At 55.2% G+C, this 18679-nt stretch carries 17 protein-coding genes; 13 read left to right on the top strand and 4 right to left on the bottom strand.

Annotation, left to right across the window (positions count from 1 at the left end; translation table 11 throughout):
- Positions 1 to 238: 238 nt before the first annotated feature.
- The 4 genes from hisI to BR04_RS11480 all read left to right on the top strand — a co-directional run bounded on the left by hisI (position 239) and on the right by BR04_RS11480 (position 2606).
- Positions 239 to 613: a phosphoribosyl-AMP cyclohydrolase gene (gene hisI / locus BR04_RS11495; RefSeq protein ID WP_496356159.1), complete on the top strand. Its 375-nt coding sequence runs from the start codon at positions 239 to 241 to the stop codon at positions 611 to 613.
- Positions 614 to 685: 72 nt separating this feature from the next.
- Complete coding sequence (yihA, locus tag BR04_RS11490; RefSeq protein ID WP_496356158.1) at positions 686 to 1339, top strand: ribosome biogenesis GTP-binding protein YihA/YsxC; 654 nt, start codon at positions 686 to 688, stop codon at positions 1337 to 1339.
- Positions 1340 to 1393: 54 nt separating this feature from the next.
- A complete protein-coding gene (gene era / locus BR04_RS11485) occupies positions 1394 to 2293 on the top strand; it encodes a GTPase Era (protein ID WP_496356157.1) in 900 nt (299 codons plus the stop codon).
- Between the two features lie 19 nt (positions 2294 to 2312).
- Positions 2313 to 2606, top strand: a complete 294-nt coding sequence (locus BR04_RS11480; RefSeq protein ID WP_496356156.1) for an HNH endonuclease — start codon at positions 2313 to 2315, stop codon at positions 2604 to 2606.
- Between the two features lie 121 nt (positions 2607 to 2727).
- On the opposite strand, the gene BR04_RS11475 is transcribed toward BR04_RS11480, so the two are convergent.
- From BR04_RS11475 to BR04_RS11465, 3 genes are all read right to left on the bottom strand, one after another.
- On the bottom strand, positions 2728 to 3321 hold the full coding sequence (locus BR04_RS11475; protein WP_496356155.1) for a hypothetical protein: 594 nt from the start codon (positions 3319 to 3321) through the stop codon (positions 2728 to 2730).
- Positions 3322 to 3838: 517 nt separating this feature from the next.
- Positions 3839 to 5206 (bottom strand): OmpP1/FadL family transporter, encoded by a 1368-nt coding sequence (locus BR04_RS11470; protein WP_496356154.1) that lies wholly within the window; start codon positions 5204 to 5206, stop codon positions 3839 to 3841.
- A gap of 307 nt (positions 5207 to 5513) precedes the next feature.
- Complete coding sequence (locus BR04_RS11465; RefSeq protein ID WP_496356153.1) at positions 5514 to 6947, bottom strand: hypothetical protein; 1434 nt, start codon at positions 6945 to 6947, stop codon at positions 5514 to 5516.
- A 313-nt stretch (positions 6948 to 7260) separates the two neighbouring features.
- Between BR04_RS11465 and BR04_RS11460 the strand changes: the two genes are divergently transcribed.
- A complete protein-coding gene (locus tag BR04_RS11460; RefSeq protein ID WP_496356152.1) occupies positions 7261 to 8490 on the top strand; it encodes an alginate export family protein in 1230 nt (409 codons plus the stop codon).
- Between the two features lie 236 nt (positions 8491 to 8726).
- On the opposite strand, the gene gatB is transcribed toward BR04_RS11460, so the two are convergent.
- Entirely contained in the window at positions 8727 to 10163 is a 1437-nt protein-coding gene (gatB, locus tag BR04_RS11455; RefSeq protein ID WP_496356151.1) for an Asp-tRNA(Asn)/Glu-tRNA(Gln) amidotransferase subunit GatB, read from the bottom strand.
- Between the two features lie 229 nt (positions 10164 to 10392).
- Here gatB and BR04_RS11450 point away from each other — a divergent pair, with 229 nt between their 5' ends.
- The 8 genes from BR04_RS11450 to BR04_RS11415 all read left to right on the top strand — a co-directional run bounded on the left by BR04_RS11450 (position 10393) and on the right by BR04_RS11415 (position 18674).
- Positions 10393 to 10581: a DUF2065 domain-containing protein gene (locus tag BR04_RS11450; RefSeq protein ID WP_496356150.1), complete on the top strand. Its 189-nt coding sequence runs from the start codon at positions 10393 to 10395 to the stop codon at positions 10579 to 10581.
- Positions 10581 to 11639, top strand: coding sequence for a tRNA preQ1(34) S-adenosylmethionine ribosyltransferase-isomerase QueA (gene queA, locus BR04_RS11445; protein ID WP_496356149.1), 1059 nt, complete (start codon positions 10581 to 10583; stop codon positions 11637 to 11639). Before BR04_RS11450 ends, queA begins: the two co-directional genes overlap by 1 nt.
- Positions 11640 to 11786: 147 nt before the next feature.
- Positions 11787 to 12911 carry a tRNA guanosine(34) transglycosylase Tgt gene (tgt, locus tag BR04_RS11440; RefSeq protein ID WP_496356186.1) on the top strand — a complete coding sequence of 375 codons (1125 nt, stop codon included), beginning with the start codon at positions 11787 to 11789 and terminating at the stop codon, positions 12909 to 12911.
- 78 nt (positions 12912 to 12989) lie between these two features.
- Positions 12990 to 14177, top strand: a complete 1188-nt coding sequence (locus BR04_RS11435; RefSeq protein ID WP_496356148.1) for a pyridoxal phosphate-dependent aminotransferase — start codon at positions 12990 to 12992, stop codon at positions 14175 to 14177.
- A 14-nt stretch (positions 14178 to 14191) separates the two neighbouring features.
- Positions 14192 to 15238 carry a thiamine ABC transporter substrate-binding protein gene (locus BR04_RS11430; protein WP_496356147.1) on the top strand — a complete coding sequence of 349 codons (1047 nt, stop codon included), beginning with the start codon at positions 14192 to 14194 and terminating at the stop codon, positions 15236 to 15238.
- On the top strand, positions 15235 to 16896 hold the full coding sequence (locus tag BR04_RS11425; protein ID WP_496356146.1) for an ABC transporter permease: 1662 nt from the start codon (positions 15235 to 15237) through the stop codon (positions 16894 to 16896). The genes BR04_RS11430 and BR04_RS11425 overlap by 4 nt, the downstream gene beginning before the upstream one ends.
- Positions 16893 to 17972 (top strand): ABC transporter ATP-binding protein, encoded by a 1080-nt coding sequence (locus BR04_RS11420; protein ID WP_496356145.1) that lies wholly within the window; start codon positions 16893 to 16895, stop codon positions 17970 to 17972. The genes BR04_RS11425 and BR04_RS11420 overlap by 4 nt, the downstream gene beginning before the upstream one ends.
- A 138-nt stretch (positions 17973 to 18110) precedes the next feature.
- Positions 18111 to 18674, top strand: a complete 564-nt coding sequence (locus BR04_RS11415; RefSeq protein WP_496356144.1) for a manganese efflux pump MntP — start codon at positions 18111 to 18113, stop codon at positions 18672 to 18674.
- The last annotated feature ends 5 nt before the right edge of the window (positions 18675 to 18679 follow it).

Raw genomic sequence — 18679 nt, 5'->3', positions numbered from 1 at the left:
TGGGTGTATAGATGCAGGCGGGCACTCTGAAGGGCAAGGGGATGGATGTTTTCAGGAGTGCATGTGGGGTATCCTTCGTAAAATGAGGTGATGCCTGAGGGTTTTCGTACCAGATCCGCAGTCAGGGAGCAAGGCTTGACCCCGGGATTCTGTATGAAATATCATGTGAAGCGTTGAAATCCAGAGGGATTCCGGTGGATTTTAACCGTAGGGATGTGTTTTGGAGGAGTGAAGAATCATGATTGATTTTGATAAATGCGGTGGGCTTCTTCCCGTAATTGCCCAGGATGCGGATACGGGGGAGGTGCTCATGCTGGCGTATATGAATGAAGAGGCCCTGCGACAGACCCTGGAAACGGGAAAGGCAACCTATTTCAGCCGTTCCAGAAACCGTCTCTGGGTCAAAGGGGAATCTTCCGGACATGAGCAGGAAGTGCGGGAGCTGCGTCTCGATTGCGATGGGGATACCCTGTTGCTTCGTGTGATTCAGAAGGGTGGGGCGGCCTGCCATACGGGGCATGTGTCCTGTTTTCACCGGCGTCTTCTGCAAGATGGCAGCCTGGAGGTTCTGGGGCAGCCGGTTTTTGATCCTGAAAAAGTTTATGGCGCTTAAGAAGCTGGATACCGTACCCCTGTGCAGGAAGCCGGGTTTCGGACGGACGTTGTTGAAAAAGAAGGGGAAACCATGCGTATCTGCTCTGCGGAATTTATCACCAGTGCGGTGAAACCGGCCCAGTATCCTCCGGCCGATCTTCCGGAAGTGGCCTTTGTGGGCCGCTCCAATGTCGGAAAATCGTCCATGATTAACTGCCTTGTGCAGCGTAAAAATCTGGTGAAAACCAGTCAGCAGCCGGGAAAAACCCAGCTTGTGAATTTTTTTGTGGTGAACGGAACCCTGCGCTTTGTGGATCTGCCGGGTTTCGGGTATGCGAAGGTTCCCCAGGCCGTGCAGAAGGAGTGGGGACCCATGATTGAAACCTATATTGAAAACAGACCCAATCTCTGCGGTCTGTTTCTGCTTCTTGATATCCGCAGGGATGTACGGGAGGAAGAGGGGCGTCTTCTGCAATGGCTGGAGAACCGGGGGCTTCCCGTACGCCTCGTGTTGACGAAAACGGACAAGTTCAGCCGGTCTGCGGCCCTTGGCCGTCAGAAAGAGCTGATGGCCCAGACGGGGCTGGATGCGGACAGGCTGATCCTTTTTTCCGCCAAAACCCGCCAGGGCCGACAGGAAATCTGGTCGTGGGTTTCTGCCATGACGGGGGTGGCTGATTCCTCTCCTCCTTCGGAACAGCCCGCTTCTCCAGAGGCGCCTCCGGTTGTTCCTGGAAAACGGTAAGTCCATTGTTTTGCATGATGGAACCGCCCTAACATGTGAAGGATAGAAATAGTCATGGAAGCAGAGAACATTCCCTTTCGATCCGGTTTTGTGGCCATTATCGGTGCGCCCAATGCGGGAAAATCCACCCTCCTCAATCAGCTTATCGGGGAGAAAATCGCTATTACATCCAAAAAACCCCAGACTACCCGGAACCGGATTCTGGGGCTTGTGCACCGACCGCACAGTCAGATGGCCTTTGTGGACACGCCGGGAGTGCATAAGGCTGCAAAAATCCTTAACCGCCGCATTGTGGAGGCGGCCCTTTCCGCCATACCCGATGCGGATGTGGTGCTCTGGGTGATGGATGTCAGCCGGGCGGCAGGGGAGGAAAACGGTATGATTCTGGATCAGCTCCAGAGTTTCCGGAAACCCGTGATTCTGGCCCTGAACAAGATTGATCTTGTGGCAAAGCCCGAATTGCTGCAATGGATACAGCGCTGGCAGAACCGCTTTGCTTTCCGGGAGATTGTCCCCGTGTCTGCGCTTTCGGGGGAGCAGCTCGATATTCTTCTGGCATCCATGGAAAAATACCTTCCTGAAGGCCCGGCGCTTTTTCCCGAAGACAGCCTCACCGATATGCCCGTGCGTTTTATTGTGGCGGAACTGATCCGGGAAAAGGTGTTGCGTAGAACAGGGGAGGAAATCCCCTACTCCGTTGCCGTTACCATTGAGTCCTTTGTGGAGGCCACTGCCGGTGAAAAAACGCAGATCCATGCCGCCATCCATGTGGACAGGGATTCCCAGAAGGGGATTCTTATTGGTAAGGGCGGTGAGCGTCTGAAACAGATCGGTACGGATGCCCGCAAGGATATCGAAGTCCTTTTGGGGGAGAAGGTTTTTTTGAAGCTTTTTGTGCGCGTACAGAAGAACTGGACCCGGGATGCCAAAGCCATGGAGCGTTTTGGGTATTGAAAAGGTCGGGAGGCAGGGTGTGGAATATCTGTGGTTTGAGGATGATGTCCGGGTCAAAAAGGAGAGGCAGAAGGCGCGTGAGCTGCGTCAGACCCAGTGGTGGAAGCGCCAGTGTGCCAAGGGGCTGTGTCATTACTGCGCAAGTCCTGTCCAGCCCGCAGATCTGACCATGGATCACATTATTCCTTTGGCCCGTGGTGGCCAGACGACAAAGGGCAATGTGGTGACGGCCTGCAAGTCCTGCAATACGAAAAAAAAACAGATGCTGCCCATGGAGTGGGAGGCCTGGCTGTTGCAGAGAGGGGACGGGTAAGAGGGCGAATTGAGCGTGTAGAAAGGCCGTTTTTTCAAAAAGGAATTCTTTTCCTATGAAAAAACGGCCTTTTTTCAGTTATGGATCCATAGCTGAAGAAGGATGGTCATCAGAGTGCTTTTTACTGACAGAGTCTGTGGATGGTCTGGGCATGCCAGCGGCCCCGGCCGGAAAAGGTAGGGAAGTTGTTGTCCGTAAGGTAGGCCGCAACCTCCTCATAGGTCATGTTTTCTTTTCTCAGTTTTTCAATGAGTTTCAGGATATATTTACGGCTGCTTTTTCGGATATCCTCTTCGGATGTATCAAGAAGTTCAGGTGCTTCAGCTTCCCTGGGCTTCGGTTCTGAAATTTCAGCGGATTCTGTGGCGTGAGGAGCGGTGGGGGCTGTTGCGAGATTGTCCAGAAGCCGCTCCAGTCCGTCTGCGAGCCGTTCCAGGGCGTCCGCTTTCCGTTCTTCCGCCTCTGCTCTGCGGTCTTCCAGGAAGACACGATCCCGCTGGGTTTCCACGAGAGCTTCCAGAGAGGCTTGCAGTACCAGGAGACTTTCGTCGCGGATGGGAGACGAGGTGTGAGGGGGGCGCTGGGTACGGCGATCCTGACCGCTCCTTCTTTCGGAATTCGGGGTATTGCCTTCGTAATTACCCTTGGAGGGTTTGTTGAAGCGGCGTTCTTTGGCCGCATTTTGATTCCGGAGATTCTGGAGAAAATCGTTCATGGGGTTTCCTGTAAAGCGCGCTCTCTGGCGATAAAAAGGTAAAAAAAATTCCTGCTCTTGTGGGGTATGGGGTATGTCAAAAGCAAAAAAGTCAAAAAATCACATTCTGCGTGTAAAACAAACTTGAATATTGATATATCAGATGAAAAGGCTTGTCAATCTGTGGTTTTTGTTGGGGTTTTTCTGACAGGGCGATGGAAATCTTTTTTCGTTTTTCTCTTGTCCATGAAAGAAGGAGACGTTCTGCATTGCGTTGTGTTTTTTGTACAGAGGGCGAAGTTTTTAAAAAATCATCCGATTCCTCCCCTGCCCCAGCCTTGTAGTTCCCAGGTTTTGTCCTTGATTCTGTACCATTTCACAGAGCGGTGAGAGCAGGCGCAAGAGTGTCCGGACGGTGTTTCCACGCTGGATGGGAATCCTTGCTGAAACAGCGATGTACTCCGAAAAAAGAAAGAAAGCGGCCTTTAAGGCCGCTTTCTTTATGCTGAGGGAGTGTTGAAATTTCTGTATGAAATTTTTAGAACTTGTAACTTACGGTGATACCGGCACCCAGAATATTGCCTTCAGCCTTGGCGTGAACCCGTGTGGGATCTGATGTCAGGCCCAGAGCGGCCGAGCCGGCACCTTCAAAGGCCTTGTTCAGGTTGACGGATTCGCCACCGATCATGCGGGTCTGTTCAATGTCCGTATATTGGAATACCAGATCCACGACAACTTTCGTGAAGTTCAGGCCTGCACCGATGGAATAGGTCTTTTTGTCCGCATCCGGCCACATGGTGTCCAGGGTGTCATCGGGGATGGGGGTGGGATCATAGAAGTAGCCGGCCCGCAGGGTCACGATATCGGTGACCGCATATTCTCCCCCGAAGCGGAGCTGACGGGTGTTTTCCCAGCGGCGTTCGGACTTGACCACATTGACAGGCAGCTGAATGGGAGCTGTTGGGATGGCGGTGAGGGGTTCAATCTGATTTTCGTTGATGGCCCAGTTGGTCCATACCACATCCATCTCGATGGAAAAGCGGCTGTGGGGCGCATAGCGTACACCGGCCTGAACCTGCTGGGGGTGGTTGTAGTCCAGGGTGGCTTTGGCGACTTTGATACCATTGAGATAGGCGTCGCCCTCAAAATCCACATCCGTCTCACTGCGGTAGGTGAGGCCAATGCTCAGGGTGTCGGTGGGTTTGTACATGGCACCGATGTTGTAGGAATAGTTGAGTTCATCTTCAAGTTCAATTTTCAGATGGGCATTGTGCAGGGCACCCAGACCCCCGGTACTGATATTCTGGGCTTTACCCAGATAATAGTATTTTTCTGCTCCGGATTTGGTTTTACCGATGGAAACGCCAAAGCCGAAGGAAAGCTGGTCGCTGATCTTGTAGGCGATGGTGGGGGAGATGACTTCCCGGAAATAGTAGGAGTGGAAGGAACTGTAGGCCGAGGGGTTGACCTTGGGATCATTGGGGAATTCCACCTCAAGGCCGAAGGGCGCATAGGCGGCAAAGCCCAGAACCAGTCTTTCCGAAAGGGGCATGGCAAAACCCAGGGCCGGGGCATACAGGTTTTCTGAGGTATCAGAAAAATTGACGGCTTTTTCCTTGGTGGTGGGAATGTACTCCGGGGGCTGGGTAATACCTTCTACATAAACGCCCTTCAGTTTAATGGAGGGATCCACCATATGTACCCCACCAGCGAGGGTGGTGCGGTCGATCTGGGTCAGGCCTGCCGGGTTGTAATACACGGCAAAGGGATCATCGGCATAGGCACTGTAGGCGCCGCCCATGGCGGACGCTTTGGCGCCAACGCCAAAGGTATCGACACAGCCGGCGTACGCCGATCCTGCGCCCAAAGCTAAAGCCGTAACCAAACATAAAATCTGCTTTTTCACGTAGGCCTCCTTGGTGGTGGTTTATGAGCATTCGTAAGTGTTTTACCTGATTCTATACTGCCAGGATAACCGGGATCTGCGTCTCAAGAAATTTTTGTCCGCGTCCCGATACGAGGGTTGATTACTGGCACAGAAAGTTGTTTTCCAGACCCGCGTTGTGCTCCATTCATTGGGTTTTCTGCCAAAATATAAATTGTGAAAAGCGAACGGTGTTTCATGATTTAACCAAGACCAAGGGCTAAGTCAAGAAAAAAGGCGGGGTTCAGGAAGAAGGGAAGGGGGGATTTCCCTTCTTCCCAGAGGAAGGCTAGGGGGAAAGGGTACAGGTTACGAAGCGGGTTTCCGGACTAAGGGAAAGGTTGCCTCCCCCTTTGACAAGGCCTATGAGGATTTTTAAAGAGGGTTCTCCCTGCTCTGGAAGAACAATGAAGTCGGCAATATAGCCGTCCAGTTCCATGGATGCGGCAAGGGATTCCAGGCCAAAGTCGTTCCAGCCAAGGAGGTGGAGACTGGCTGTTCTGAACATGCGTATTCTCTGGAAAAGTCCGCCTGAGCTTTCAATATTGCGGGCGATGAGGAGACTTTCCGTCCCTCCTTTACGGGGCAGTATCCGGATACGGCCTGGAAAATAGTAGCGGATGGCCGGATTTTCGACCCGGTTCTGATCCGGAACATATTCCAGGAAGGTGGGAAGGCCTGCATAGGCTTCCCGGCTTTCCCAGAGAACCCCTTCTGTCGGAGATACAAGGGAGAGGGTGCCGTTTTCTTTCAGGAACAGAGTCTCCTGCATGTCGGAGGTGCGCGTCCGGACAGGGAGCCTCTCAAAAAGAGTCTCCTGGGGAGGGTCGGATGCCTGAAAAACGATCCCTTTTTCTGTGATACGGGCTTCTGCTGTGTCTCCGGAAAAGAAGGTTTCCCGGAACCCCCGCATGCGGGTGAGCAGAACCGGAAGGCCCTCCCGTGTACGTCCCTTGGCGAAAAAGCGGTTTTCCGGGCCTGCGACCACACGGAGTTCCGTATTGTCCAGTATTAGTACCCGCGAACACATCCGCTGGGTGCGGGTGTTGGTTGCCGTTATCCAGATTTCCGCTCTGCCGTCGGCATTGGTGTCCAGGACGTCGAGACGGAGAAGCTGTTCTTCATGGGGCAGGGAGAAGAGGGCAAGATCCTTTTCCAGTGCCATGTCCTGAACACGGATTTCCCTGCGATCCCCCAGAACAATTTCCAGTCCCCCGCTGCCGGTGAGATCCCCGCTGTCCATGCTGACGAGAGCGCCCTTTCGGGGGGGGCTGATCCGGGTGACCCGCATGGATCGGGGGGGGGCCGGGCTGGAGTTTTTTTCGAAGTCCCCGTCTGGTTTCTTTAAGAAGGTGAGAACGGAGCTGCCAAAGGTGGTGATTGACGGAAGCACTTCCCCGGCGTCCTTTGTGCTGTGGCGCTGGCTGAGGGCGACATCGTTGTCCGGAAGCCGGATCAGGACGAGATCGGTCACCATGCTTCCTCCAAAGGCCGTGAGGGTACTGCGAAGCTCAAAGGCGGCGTCCTCGGGAGAGGCGGCGAGCCTGCCGTTGTTTTCCATCTGGCTTTGCAGGAGGGTATGGATACCTTCCCGTAAAAAATGCAGGTCTTCCGGAGTATGCAGAACGGGGGGCGTGATGTGAACCCCTTCCCTGGCGTATAAGGGGGAGGACACGACCAGGAGAAGGAAAAGACCGAAAAATAAGAGAACGGGCCGTTGCATGAAAAGGCTCCTTATGCTGTTTTGGGAAGGGATTCTGATGGCACATCGACGGAGAGCGGAACCGTCAGAAATTTTTATAGGCGATTTTTTTTGTTCTGCAAAGATCTTTCAGGGAGACGCCTGCAAGGATAGGCGTCTGGAGGGGTGAAGGTCGTGAAAGGGTCTGCTCGCATTCCGCAGGTTTCTTTCTTGACATCGAAAACCCCCCCTGCTAACTATTCAGCCTAAGTTTTTTCCTCCGGAAGGAGAAGGGTCAGGCCTCTGGAGGGCACAGCTGTGTACACCACAACTTCATTGTAAAAGGAGAAAACACATGAAAAAGCTGTTTGTTTCCGCCGTTGCAGCAGTGGCCCTGATGGGTCTTGCGCTTCCGGCATCCGCTCTTGAGCATAAATTGAGCGGCACCTGGAGAACCCGTATGTTTACACAGGCTGACTTTGCTGATGGAGCAGATGAAACCTCCATCGTAGACACCCGTACCCGCCTGTTCTACACGGCAACGCTTTCCGAAAATGTGAAACTTGTTACTGGCTTTGAGATGGATGCGGTCTGGGGTGATAAAGAATACGGCGATATCGGCGCAGATGGAAAAGTGGTAGAGATCAAGCGTCTTCATGCGGATATCAATTATGAAAAATGGAATTTCAAGGTCGGTACCCAGGGCGGCGAGATTGGTCGCGGCTTCCTGTTCTCCGATGATTTTTCCGGTCTTGTGGCCACCTACGATGGCGGTCAGTTCTCCGTTCCCCTGATGTGGATCAAGCCCACGGAATCTGGTAAGAAAAGCAACAATGAGAAAGATACAGACTATTTTGTTGTTGCACCCAAAGTGAAGCTTTCCGATACCTTCAATCTGAATCCTTACCTTTTCTATGCCAATTCAGCAGATAGCAAAAGATATTCCGACCAGTATGGTTTGAATCTGCCTGCGACAACCAAGCAGATGGATATGTTCTATCTGGGTGTGGATGGCGATATGGAGCTGGGCATGGGCAATGCCTGGTTCACGGCCATTTATCAGTATGGTACTTATGAAAAAAGAACTGCAACGGATAAGGATGTGGATGTTTCCAACTTCCTTTTTGCCGTTGGTGGTGATGTGAAGGTGGATCCTTTCTCCGTTCATGGTCAGATGTTCTATGCCGGTGGTGACAAGGATGCCAGCAAATCCTTCACGGCTCCCAAAGGGGCTTCCTACTACTGGGCCGAGATCATGGGTGCCGGTATGTTCGATGACCAGAGTGCTTACAGCAATGGCGGTACCTTTGGTGACTACATTTCCAATATCATGGCTTTCAATGTGGGTGCCTCCATGTCTCCCATGCCCAAGCTGACGGTAACCGGCGATCTCTGGTATGCCAAGCTGAATGACGTGCCCAAAGGTGCAAAAGATGATCTGGGTACGGAACTGGATCTCATGGCGTCCTACAAGCTGATGGACAACCTGAATCTGGATGTGGTTATGGCTTATCTCTTTGCCGGTGATGCAACGGGCAAGGACGATCCCTATGAAATGGGTGCCCAGATTTCTCTGAAGTTCTAAATCAGGTTTTTTCTTTATAAGTGATGCATGAATAAGAAAACCCCGGAAAGAGAGGCTCTCTTTCCGGGGTTTTGTTCTTTGGAGGATTGTTCTGGTTCAGTCACGGTGTCTTCTCACAGATCCTTTGCCTTACTTCAGCTACCGTTCCCACGCTGGAGCGTGGGAACGGTGGATTCAATGCTGTATGGGGAAAATCTGCGACTGCATGGCTGAGTCAGGGTCGTAATCCGCTTCTCTTATGAGGCCAGCATCTGTTCCAGAAGCTCTGTCACCACTTTGGGATTGGCCTGGCCCCTTGTGGCCTTCATCACCTTGCCCATGAAAAAAGCCATGAGCTTGGTTTTACCCCCCTTGTAGGCCGCCACTTCTTCGGGATTTTCATTCAGGACTTTCCGCACAGCCCCCTCCAGCTCCGAGCTGTCGGAGACCTGGGAAAGCCCCTTTTCCGCAATCAGTTCACGGGCCGATTTTCCGCTCTCGGCCATGGCCTCAAAAACTTCCCTGGCGATCTTGTCGTTGATGTCTCCCTTTTCGAGCAGGGCGACGAGCTCCCCCAGGGCCTGGGCGGAGACGGGGCTTGCCTCAATGCCACAGCCTTTGGCGTTGAGAAGTCCCAGAAGGTGTACCGCCACCCAGCTTGTGCAGCGACGCACACTGCCGCCCGTTTTCAGGCAGGTTTCAAAATAATCGGCCAGCTCCCTGCTGGCGGTGAGGGTGGCGGCATCTTCGGGTTTGAGCGCAAGGCTTTCCACAAAACGTGCCCTGCGGGCTTCGGGCAGCTCAGGAAGGGAGTCCTGCACCGACTGTACCCAGGCGTCATCCAGCACCAGAGGGACAAGGTCGGGATCGGGGAAATAGCGGTAGTCGTGGGCCTCTTCCTTGCTGCGCATGGTGAAGGTCTGGTTTTTCACGCTGTCCCAGAGTCTGGTTTCCTGAATAATTTTGGCGCCGCTGCGCAGGAGGCTTTCCTGACGTTTGATTTCATAGGCAATGGCCTTTTCAATGAAGCGGAAGGAGTTGAGGTTTTTCAGCTCTGTCCGGGTGCCGAGCTTCGTTTCTCCCTTGGGTCTCAGGGAGACGTTGGCGTCACAGCGGAAACTGCCTTCTTCCATGTTACCGTCACAGACATCCAGATAGCGGACAATGGCATGGAGCTGACGCAGATAAGCCACGGCTTCTGCGGGAGAGGAAAGCTCCGGCTCACTGACGATCTCCACAAGGGGGGTTCCGGCCCGGTTCAGATCCACAAGGCTTGCGGGCCTGTACGGATCGTGGCTGGATTTTCCGGCATCTTCTTCCATGTGGATGCGGGTGATGCCGATGCGTTTTTTTTCCGGGCTGCCCTCCACTTCAATGTCCAGCCAGCCGTGTTCTCCGATGGGCATGGCGAACTGGGAAATCTGGTAGGCCTTGGGGAGATCCGGATAAAAATAGTTTTTCCGGTCAAAGCGGCTTTCCCGGTTCAGGGTACAGTTGGTGGCCATAACGGCCTTCATGGCCAGGGTGACGGCCTTTTTGTTGAGCACGGGCAGACTGCCGGGCAGGGCCAGGCAGACGGGGCAGGTGTGGGTGTTGGGATCGGCACCAAAAGCCGTGGAACAACTGCAGAATATCTTGCTTGCGGTTTTGAGCTGTACATGCACCTCAAGACCGATGACCGTTTCGAAATCCATGAACCTGTCCTTGTTAGGGGTGAGCTTTTCATCTCCAGCCAGGGAAGAAAAATTAGTATGATGGCGCCATTGTGTCAATCTTCTTGCAAGGTTCCGGAAGTCTTTACCTTCCTTTTATCCTTTACAAGGCCGGGAAAAAATTGGAAAAGGACGGCTGCATACCGTGGCGGTTTCTGGATACCCGTCCGTCATGGGTTTGGGGGAGGGGTTATTCGTTAAGGAGTTTTTCATGGGTTTTTTTCTCTGTGTGATCGGTATGGTGATGATTGTGGAAGGCATTCCCTATTTTGCCTTTCCTGAAAAAATGAAGGCCGTGCTGCTTCAGATGCTGCGGTTGCCCGATGCCAGACTGCGCCGTTTCGGTGCCGTACTGATGTTTCTCGGGCTGGCTCTCGTCTATCTGGGCCGGAGGGCCTGATGTTTCAGCTTTCCGATTATGCCTATACCCTGCCCCAGGAACTGATTGCCAGCCATCCTGTACCGGAGCGGGATACTTCCCGTCTTCTGATGCTGGATCGTTTTTCAGGCTCCCTGCGTCATGGGGTGTTTCAGGATGTGAAGGATTTTCTGCGGGCTGGGGATGTGCTGGTTCTCAATGACACCCGTGTGATACCTGCAAGATTTCAGGGTGTGAAGGAAACGGGCGGCCGGGTGGAGGTGCTGCTCCTCGACTATGTGGGCGGATGTGAAACCCTGGAAAAAGAAGGGGTTTTCCGCTGTTCCTGTCTCGTTCGGGCCTCCAAACGTCCTGCCCCTGGCAGTATGCTGTTTATCGGAGACCGCATCCGGGTTCGGGTGGAAGGCCTTGAGTCCGACGGTTCGGCCCTGCTTTCCTTTCATTGCGATGCGCCCATGCCCGATGCCCTTCTGGATCAGGGAACCCTGCCCCTCCCCCCCTATATTCACAGGGATGGGGAGGTCATGGAGGATGCGGAGCATTACCAGACCGTCTATGCGCGCCATGCGGGTGCGGTGGCGGCTCCTACGGCGGGTCTGCATTTCACGGAAAGTCTTCTGGCTGCCCTGGAGGCAAAGGGGGTGGAGATCCGGCGGCTGACCCTGCATGTGGGCTACGGTACCTTTGCGCCGGTACGGGTGGAGGATATTCGTGGCCACAGGATGCACAGCGAGCGCTATGGGATTCCCGAAGAAACAGCTGCGGCCATCCGCCTTGCCAAGGCCGAGGGACGGCGTGTGCTGGCCGTGGGCACCACCTGCGTGCGTACCCTGGAATATGCGGCCCGTGGGGGCAGGGGGCTTGTGGCCGGGTCGGGTTCCTGCGATCTTTTTATCTATCCGGGCTTTGAGTTCAGGGTGGTGGATGCCATGCTCACCAATTTTCATCTGCCGGAAACCACACTCATGATGCTGGTTTCCGCTTTTGGGGGCTATGAGAACATTATGGCGGCCTATGGTGAGGCGATTTCCCAAGGCTACCGTTTTTTCAGTTACGGCGATGCCATGCTGATCGGATAAAGTCTTGTCCTGAGTTTTTGTTGTCGTTTACGGGAAATATTTATCGTTTTTCTTGTTTAGAACATGCCGATGTCATGAAGGTGTCCTTCGCTCCAATCCGTAAGGACAGATTTCATGATGTCATGCCCCAACCCTTCGGGATATACCATGCTGACCTTTGATCTTCAGGCCCGATCCTCTGAAACCGCCGCCCGTGCGGCCTGTATCCATACCCGTCACGGCAGGATTGAGACTCCCGTCTTCATGCCCGTGGGCACCCTGGGAACGGTGAAGGCCTTAAGTCCGGAAGATCTTTCGGCCTGCGGGGCCCAGATCATTCTGGGCAATACCTATCATCTGTATTTAAGGCCGGGGGCGGAGGTTCTTTCCCACTTTGGGGGGCTGCATTCCTTTATGCACTGGGACAGGCCCCTTCTCACGGATTCCGGGGGGTTTCAGGTTTTTTCCCTGGCCGGTCTTTCCAAAATCAGCGATGAAGGGTATCGTTTCCAGTCCCACATCGACGGCTCCGCCCACCTTTTCACCCCGGAATCCGTGGTGACCATGCAGGATGTCATTGGCTCGGACATTCTCATGTGTCTGGATCAGTGCATTCCCTATCCTGCGGAGCGCAGGCTGGCGGAGGAGGCTCTGGAGCGTACCACCCTCTGGGCTTTGCGCTGTAAGGAAGCCTGGGTTCGGGAGACGCAGTGCCGCAACAGTCTTTTCGGCATTGTGCAGGGAGGTATGTATGCGGATCTGAGGAAACGCTCGGCAGAGGCCCTGCTGGATTTCGATTTTCCCGGATATGCCGTCGGCGGGCTCAGTGTGGGGGAACCCACGGAACTGATGTATGAGATGGGGGCTTTCACCCTGCCTCTTCTTCCGGAAAACAAACCCCGCTATGTGATGGGGGTGGGAACGCCGGAAAATCTTGTGGAACTGGTTTCTATGGGCGCGGACATGTTCGATTGCGTCATGCCCAGCCGCAATGCGAGAAACGGCAAGCTTTTTACCCGTTTCGGAGACATCAACATCGCCAACAGCCGTTATCGGATGGACGAAAAACCCCTGGATGAAGGCTGCACCTGCTATACCTGCACCCATTACTCCAGGGCCTATCTGCGCCATCTTTTCAAGGCAAAGGAGCTTCTGGCCTACCGTCTGAATACCCTGCACAACATCCATTATTATCTGGATCTTATGGGGAACATGCGGGCTGCCATTCTGGAAGACCGGTTTGCGGCCTTCCGCAGCCGTTTTCTGGAAGAACGATCCGCCGGGCCTGAGTGATATAAAAAAAATAGAGATGCCTTACCCCCCTAAGCACGATGCATTGACCATGATTCTTTGACCATGAAAGGAAGAGAGATGAGCATCACCAAGAAAATGGAAGGCTTCATTGAAAAATCCTCCTGGATCCGCAAGATGTTTGAGGAAGGTGCCCGGCTGAAGGGGCTTTATGGTGCGGAAAATGTCTTTGACTTCAGTCTGGGCAACCCCAATGTGCCGCCGCCTGCGGCCTTTCAGACAACCCTGGAGGCTGTGGCCGCAGACAATCCGGAAATGATCCATGGCTATATGCCCAATCCCGGTTATCCTGCCGTTCGGGCGAAGGTCGCAGCCCAGGTGAGCCTGGAGCAGGGCATGACCGTGACAGGGGATGAGATCCTCATGACCTGTGGGGCTGCGGGCGGACTCAATGTGATCCTGAAAAGCATCCTGGAGCCGGGGGATGAGGTGATTGCCCCTGCGCCGTATTTTGTGGAGTACAATTTCTATGCGGACAACCATGGTGGCAGCATCCGGGTGGTGAAAACAAAGCCCGATTTCAGTCTGGATATCGAGGCCATTGGCGCTGCGATCACGGACAAGACACGGGCCGTTCTCATCAACACGCCCAATAACCCCACAGGCCAGGTGTATTCGAGAGAAAATCTGGAGGCACTGGGACATCTTCTGGAGCAGAAAAGCACGGCTCTGGGGCGTACCCTCTACCTTATTTCCGACGAACCTTACCGGAAGATTATCTATGATGGCATCGACATCCCCGGTGTTTTCCCCTGTTACCGCAATACTCTGGTGACCACCTCCTATTCCAAGGATCTTTCCCTTGCCGGTGAGCGTATCGGTTACGTGGCCATCTGCCCGGCTGCGGATGCCCGTGAACGCCTTATGGCGGGTATGGCCCTTGCCAACCGTATCCTTGGCTTTGTGAATGCCCCTGCCCTCATGCAGCGGGTGGTGGGGGAGCTTCAGGGGGTTACCGTGGATATCGGAGAGTATGCCCGCAAGCGCAGCCTGCTCTGCGACGGACTCCGGGAGGCGGGCTATGACTTCACCCTGCCCGCAGGTGCCTTCTACCTTTTCCCCAGAAGCCCCATTGCCGATGACGTGGCCTTTGTGCGTCTGCTTCAGGAGGAAAAGGTGCTGGCCGTTCCCGGTTCCGGCTTTGGCGGCCCCGGTCACTTCCGTCTCAGCTTCTGTGTTTCCGATGCCACCATCACAGGCTCCATGCCCGGATTCCGACGGGCCATGGAAAAGGCAAAGGGCCTGTGAGGCGGGGGAGATCCATGATGGGACGGAACAGAACAACAGGCTGGCTTCTTGTGCTTTTCTGTCTGCTTGGCCTTCCCCTTCAGGCTTCGGAGGGGCGGGTTCTGCGGGTCATGACCCACGACAGTTTCACCCTGGATGCCGCCCTCGTGAGACGCTTTGAGGAAACCCACGGCGTGACGGTGCGTTTTCTCAAAGCCGGAGGCACGGGTGCGGCCCTGAACCAGGCGATTTTAAGCCGGGGCAAGCCCATGGCCGATGTCTTTTACGGGGTGGACAACACCTTCATGGGCCGGGCTTTGGAGGCGGATATTTTTCTGCCCTATGCCTCTCCCCTTCTGGAAGCCGTTCCCGCCCATCTTAAGCTGGATCCTTCCTCAAGGCTTCTGCCCGTGGCCCATGGGGATGTCTGCCTTAACTATGACAAGGCCTGGTTTGCCGCAAAAAAGCTTGCCCCGCCGGGAAGTCTTAAAGACCTCTTAAAGCCCGAATACGCAAACCTTCTTGTGGTGCAGCATCCGGCAACCTCCTCGCCGGGGCTGGGGTTTGCTCTGGCCACGGTGGCAGCCTTCGGGGAAGAGGGTTATCTGGAGTTCTGGAAGGGCTTGCGGGCCAACGGGGTCAAGGTGGTTTCTTCCTGGAAGGAAGCCTACTGGGGGCATTTCACGGCGGCTTCCAAGGGGGACAGACCCCTTGTGGTGAGTTATGCCACAAGCCCTGCTGCGGAGGTGTATTATGCCGAGAAAAAGCCTGAGGAAAGCCCCACAGCTGCCCTGACGGCTCCGGGAACGGGATTCCGGCAGGTGGAATTTGCCGGTATTCTCAAGGGAACGCCGGTACCGGATCTGGCCGCCCTCTGGATGGACTGGATGCTGGATCTGCCCGTGCAGGAGAGTATTCCCCTTGCCATGTTCATGTTTCCTGCCAATGAAAGGGCCGCCCTTCCGGAGGTCTTCACCCGCTATGCCCGGAAACTGGAAGGGGGGAGCGGGCCTTCGGCGGAACGCATCGACTTCCTTCGGGAAAGCCTCATGGATGAGTGGACACGGGTGGTGCTCCGGTGAGGAGGGCCTTTTTTCTGAAGGGTCTTCTGTTTCTCATCCCGGCACTTTTTCTTGGCTATGTCTATTTCTATCCCCTGATACGCATGGGAAGTCTTGGATTTTCGGGCCTTGGCTCCGGAGATCCAAGGCTTCTGCGTTTTCTGGGCAGCGGAGATCTTTTCCGGATTCTGGGCTTTACCTTCTGGCAGGCCCTGCTTTCCACCCTCTTCACCCTGCTTGTGGCCCTGCCCGGTGCCTGGGCCTGGGCTCGCTGTTCCTTTCCGGGAAGAAATTTTTTTGCGCTCATCGTCAGCCTGCCCTTTGTACTGCCTGCGGTGGTGGTGGCTGCAGCCTTTCTCTCCCTTCTCGGCCCCTCGGGACTTCTGGCGGATTTTTCCCGTTTTGTATGGGGAAAAGCCTTTTTTTTTGAAGATTCTCTGGTGCTGGTGATTCTGGCCCATGGCTTTTTCAACTATGCCGTCGTTTTTCGCATTGTGGGGGGATTCTGGGCAAGGATTCCTGAATCCGTGTGGGAGGCGGCGCGTATGCTGGGTGCGGGCGGGGTGAGCTGTTTTTTTCATGTGGCCCTGCCCCTTCTGGCTCCGGCCCTTTTTTCCGCATCCCTTCTGGTTTTTCTTTTCTGTTTTTCAAGTTTTGGGGTGATTCTCATGCTGGGCGGGCCTGCCATGACCACCCTGGAAACGGAAATCTACCGCAGGGCCCTCCACCTTTTTCAGCTTCCTGTGGCGGCCCTTCTCGCCTGCGTGCAGCTTTGTCTGAATTTTGCCGTTATTGCCGTGCAGGGCCGTCTGGAAAGGCGGTTCCGGACAAGTATGAGCTTTTCGGAAAGCCCCGGAGAACGGCCTGAAAGGGCAAACCGCCGCTTGGGTGCGGGACTCGCCCTGATTTCGGGGCTTGTCATGGCCCTGCCTCTTCTCGCCATGGTGACGGCCTCCCTGCGGGTGGGGGAGCTTTGGTCCTTCGGGGCCTATACCCAGCTTTTCCGGGAAGCAGGAGACGGACTTTTTCTGGTATCCCCTGCGGCGGCCATGGGACATTCCCTTCTCTTTGCTTCTGCGGCCCTGGTTCTGGCCATAGGCATGGGGCTGTGTGCGACCCTTTTTCTTTCAGGCCCGTCCTCCCCTTTCCGCTCCTGGGTGGAATCCCTTTTCATGCTGCCCCTGGCCACTTCCGCTGTGCCTCTGGGGCTGGGGTTTATTCTGGCCCTGCACTGGCCGGTGGATCTGCGGGGAACCCCCCTGCTGATCATCCTGGCCCACAGTCTTGTGGGGTTTCCCTTTGTGATGCGGGTGCTTCTGCCCGCTTTTCGGAGTCTGCCTGCCCGCTTCAGGGAAGCGGCCACCACCCTGGGGGCGTCGCCCTGGACCACATGGTGGCGGGTGGAGTTGCCCCTTCTGTTGCCCGCAGTGGGGGCTGCGGCCCTTTTTGCCTTTACGGTGAGTCTTGGGGAATTCGGAGCCAGTCTTTTTGCCGTAAGGCCGGAGCTGGCCACCCTGCCGGTGAGTATTTACCGTTATCTGTCCCATCCCGGCCCTCTGAATTACGCCAAGGCCATGGCCATGGGCGTCTGGCTTATGCTCATGACCGCAGGCTCTTTCTGGCTGCTTTCCCGCCTCATGGGTCTTGTGCGGACGGGCAGTGTACAGGATGAAAGATGAGTTTTTTCCTTGAAGTGGAAAACCTTGAAAAAAGACATGGGGGCCTGAAAACCCTGGATGGGGTGTCCTTTGGGCTGGAGGAAGGGGAGATTCTTACCCTTCTGGGGCCGTCCGGAGGCGGAAAAACCACCCTTCTTCGCATTCTCGCAGGGCTTGAGGCTCCGGATGCGGGGCGGGTGCGGCTTTCGGGGCGGGATCTGGGTGCTGCGCCTGCCCATAAAAGGGGGGTGGGGTTTGTGTTTCAGGATGCGGCCCTCTTTCCCCATCTCAGTGTGGGGGCCAATGTGGCCTTTGGCCTGCGTATGGCGGGGATGAACCGGAAAGAACGGGAACTCCGGGTTCAGGAAATGCTGGATCTGGTGGAACTTTCAGGCATGGAAAGGCGGCGGGTGCACGGGCTTTCCGGCGGGGAGCGTCAGCGGGTGGCCCTGGCGCGGAGTCTCGCCCCTTCACCGGAGCTGCTGCTGCTCGACGAGCCTCTGGGGGCCCTGGATCGCAATCTTCGGGAACGTCTGGCCCGGGATCTGCGGCGTATTCTCAAAAAAAGGAAGCTTGCGGCAATTTTTGTCACCCATGATCAGGAAGAGGCCTTTTTTCTGGGAGACCGCATCGCTGTACTGCTGGCGGGTCGTCTCGTACGTGTGGATACGCCCGAAGGGCTTTCCGCTCATCCGGGAAGTCTTGCCGTGGCCCGCTTTCTGGGAGAACCCAATGTCTTTGCCCCGGAAGAGATCCCTCAAGGATTGAAAGCCTTTTTTCCGGATCTGCCTGAGGGAGCCGGTCTGCTTGTCCGGCCTGAAGGGATCGTTCTGGGGATGGATTCTGAAAATCCGGAAAAAAGGGGGGGGCTTTCGGAGCGGTTCGTTTCGGGCCGGGGGGACAGGGAAGGGGAAAAAACTGCCCCTTCTTTTTCGGCCAGGGTGGGGGAGCGTCGCTTTTTTGGCACCTTTTTCCGTGTGGAGCTGGATCTTGACGCAGGCTTTGCCCTCACGGCCCGCCTGCCCCTTTCTGTATCTCCGCCTCCTGTGGGTGCGCGGGTGTGCCTTGTTATGAATCAGGTATGTTTATTGCAATGAGACAGGCACAGGATGTACCTTTGCAAACGGCATGGTAAAGCCCGCTGTTTTTTCAAGCTTTTTCTCCTGAAAGCCGAAAGGAAGGTACAGAACTGGCTCATCAGAGGGCCGGATCCGTCAACAGAGGGGAGGTTCCCCATGTGTCCCATCCAGATGCTTTTCATTTCCATGATTCTTGCAACGGATACCTTCGTACTGTCCCTGGGACAGGGACTGCGCATGGAAGGCCTCGTATGGGGGCGGGCATTCCGGTTTTCCGGAATTCTGGGAATGTCTCAGGGCGGGATGCTGTTTTCAGGCTGGGCTTTGGGGCAGGTTGCGGGACTCTGGCTGTCCGGCTGGTATCCCTGGCTGGTGTTTGTCCTGCTTCTGCTTATCGGGGGAAACAGGATACGCTGCGGCCTGCGTCGCACACGCTGTACGACCCGTTACTGTCAGGTTTCCCTTGTTCCCCTGGCCCTGATCCTGAGCCTGGATGCTTTTTCCGTCGGGCTTGGCTTTTCCCTGCTGCCCCATGCCATGGTGGGGCTGGCCTTCCTGGCTGTTCTGGTGGGCATGGTCATGGCCCTTGGTGGTATCCTTCTCGGGCTTTTCATGGGAGATTTTCCCTGGATGCGGAACTGTTCAGAATGTGCTGGCGGGGTCTTCATCCTGGTGCTGGCCTTCCGGGCCCTGCCCCTTTCTGCTTACCCTTTCTTTTAGATTGC

This window comes from Desulfobotulus sapovorans DSM 2055 (assembly GCF_059569355.1).
This window is presented reverse-complemented; position numbering and strand designations above follow the sequence as displayed.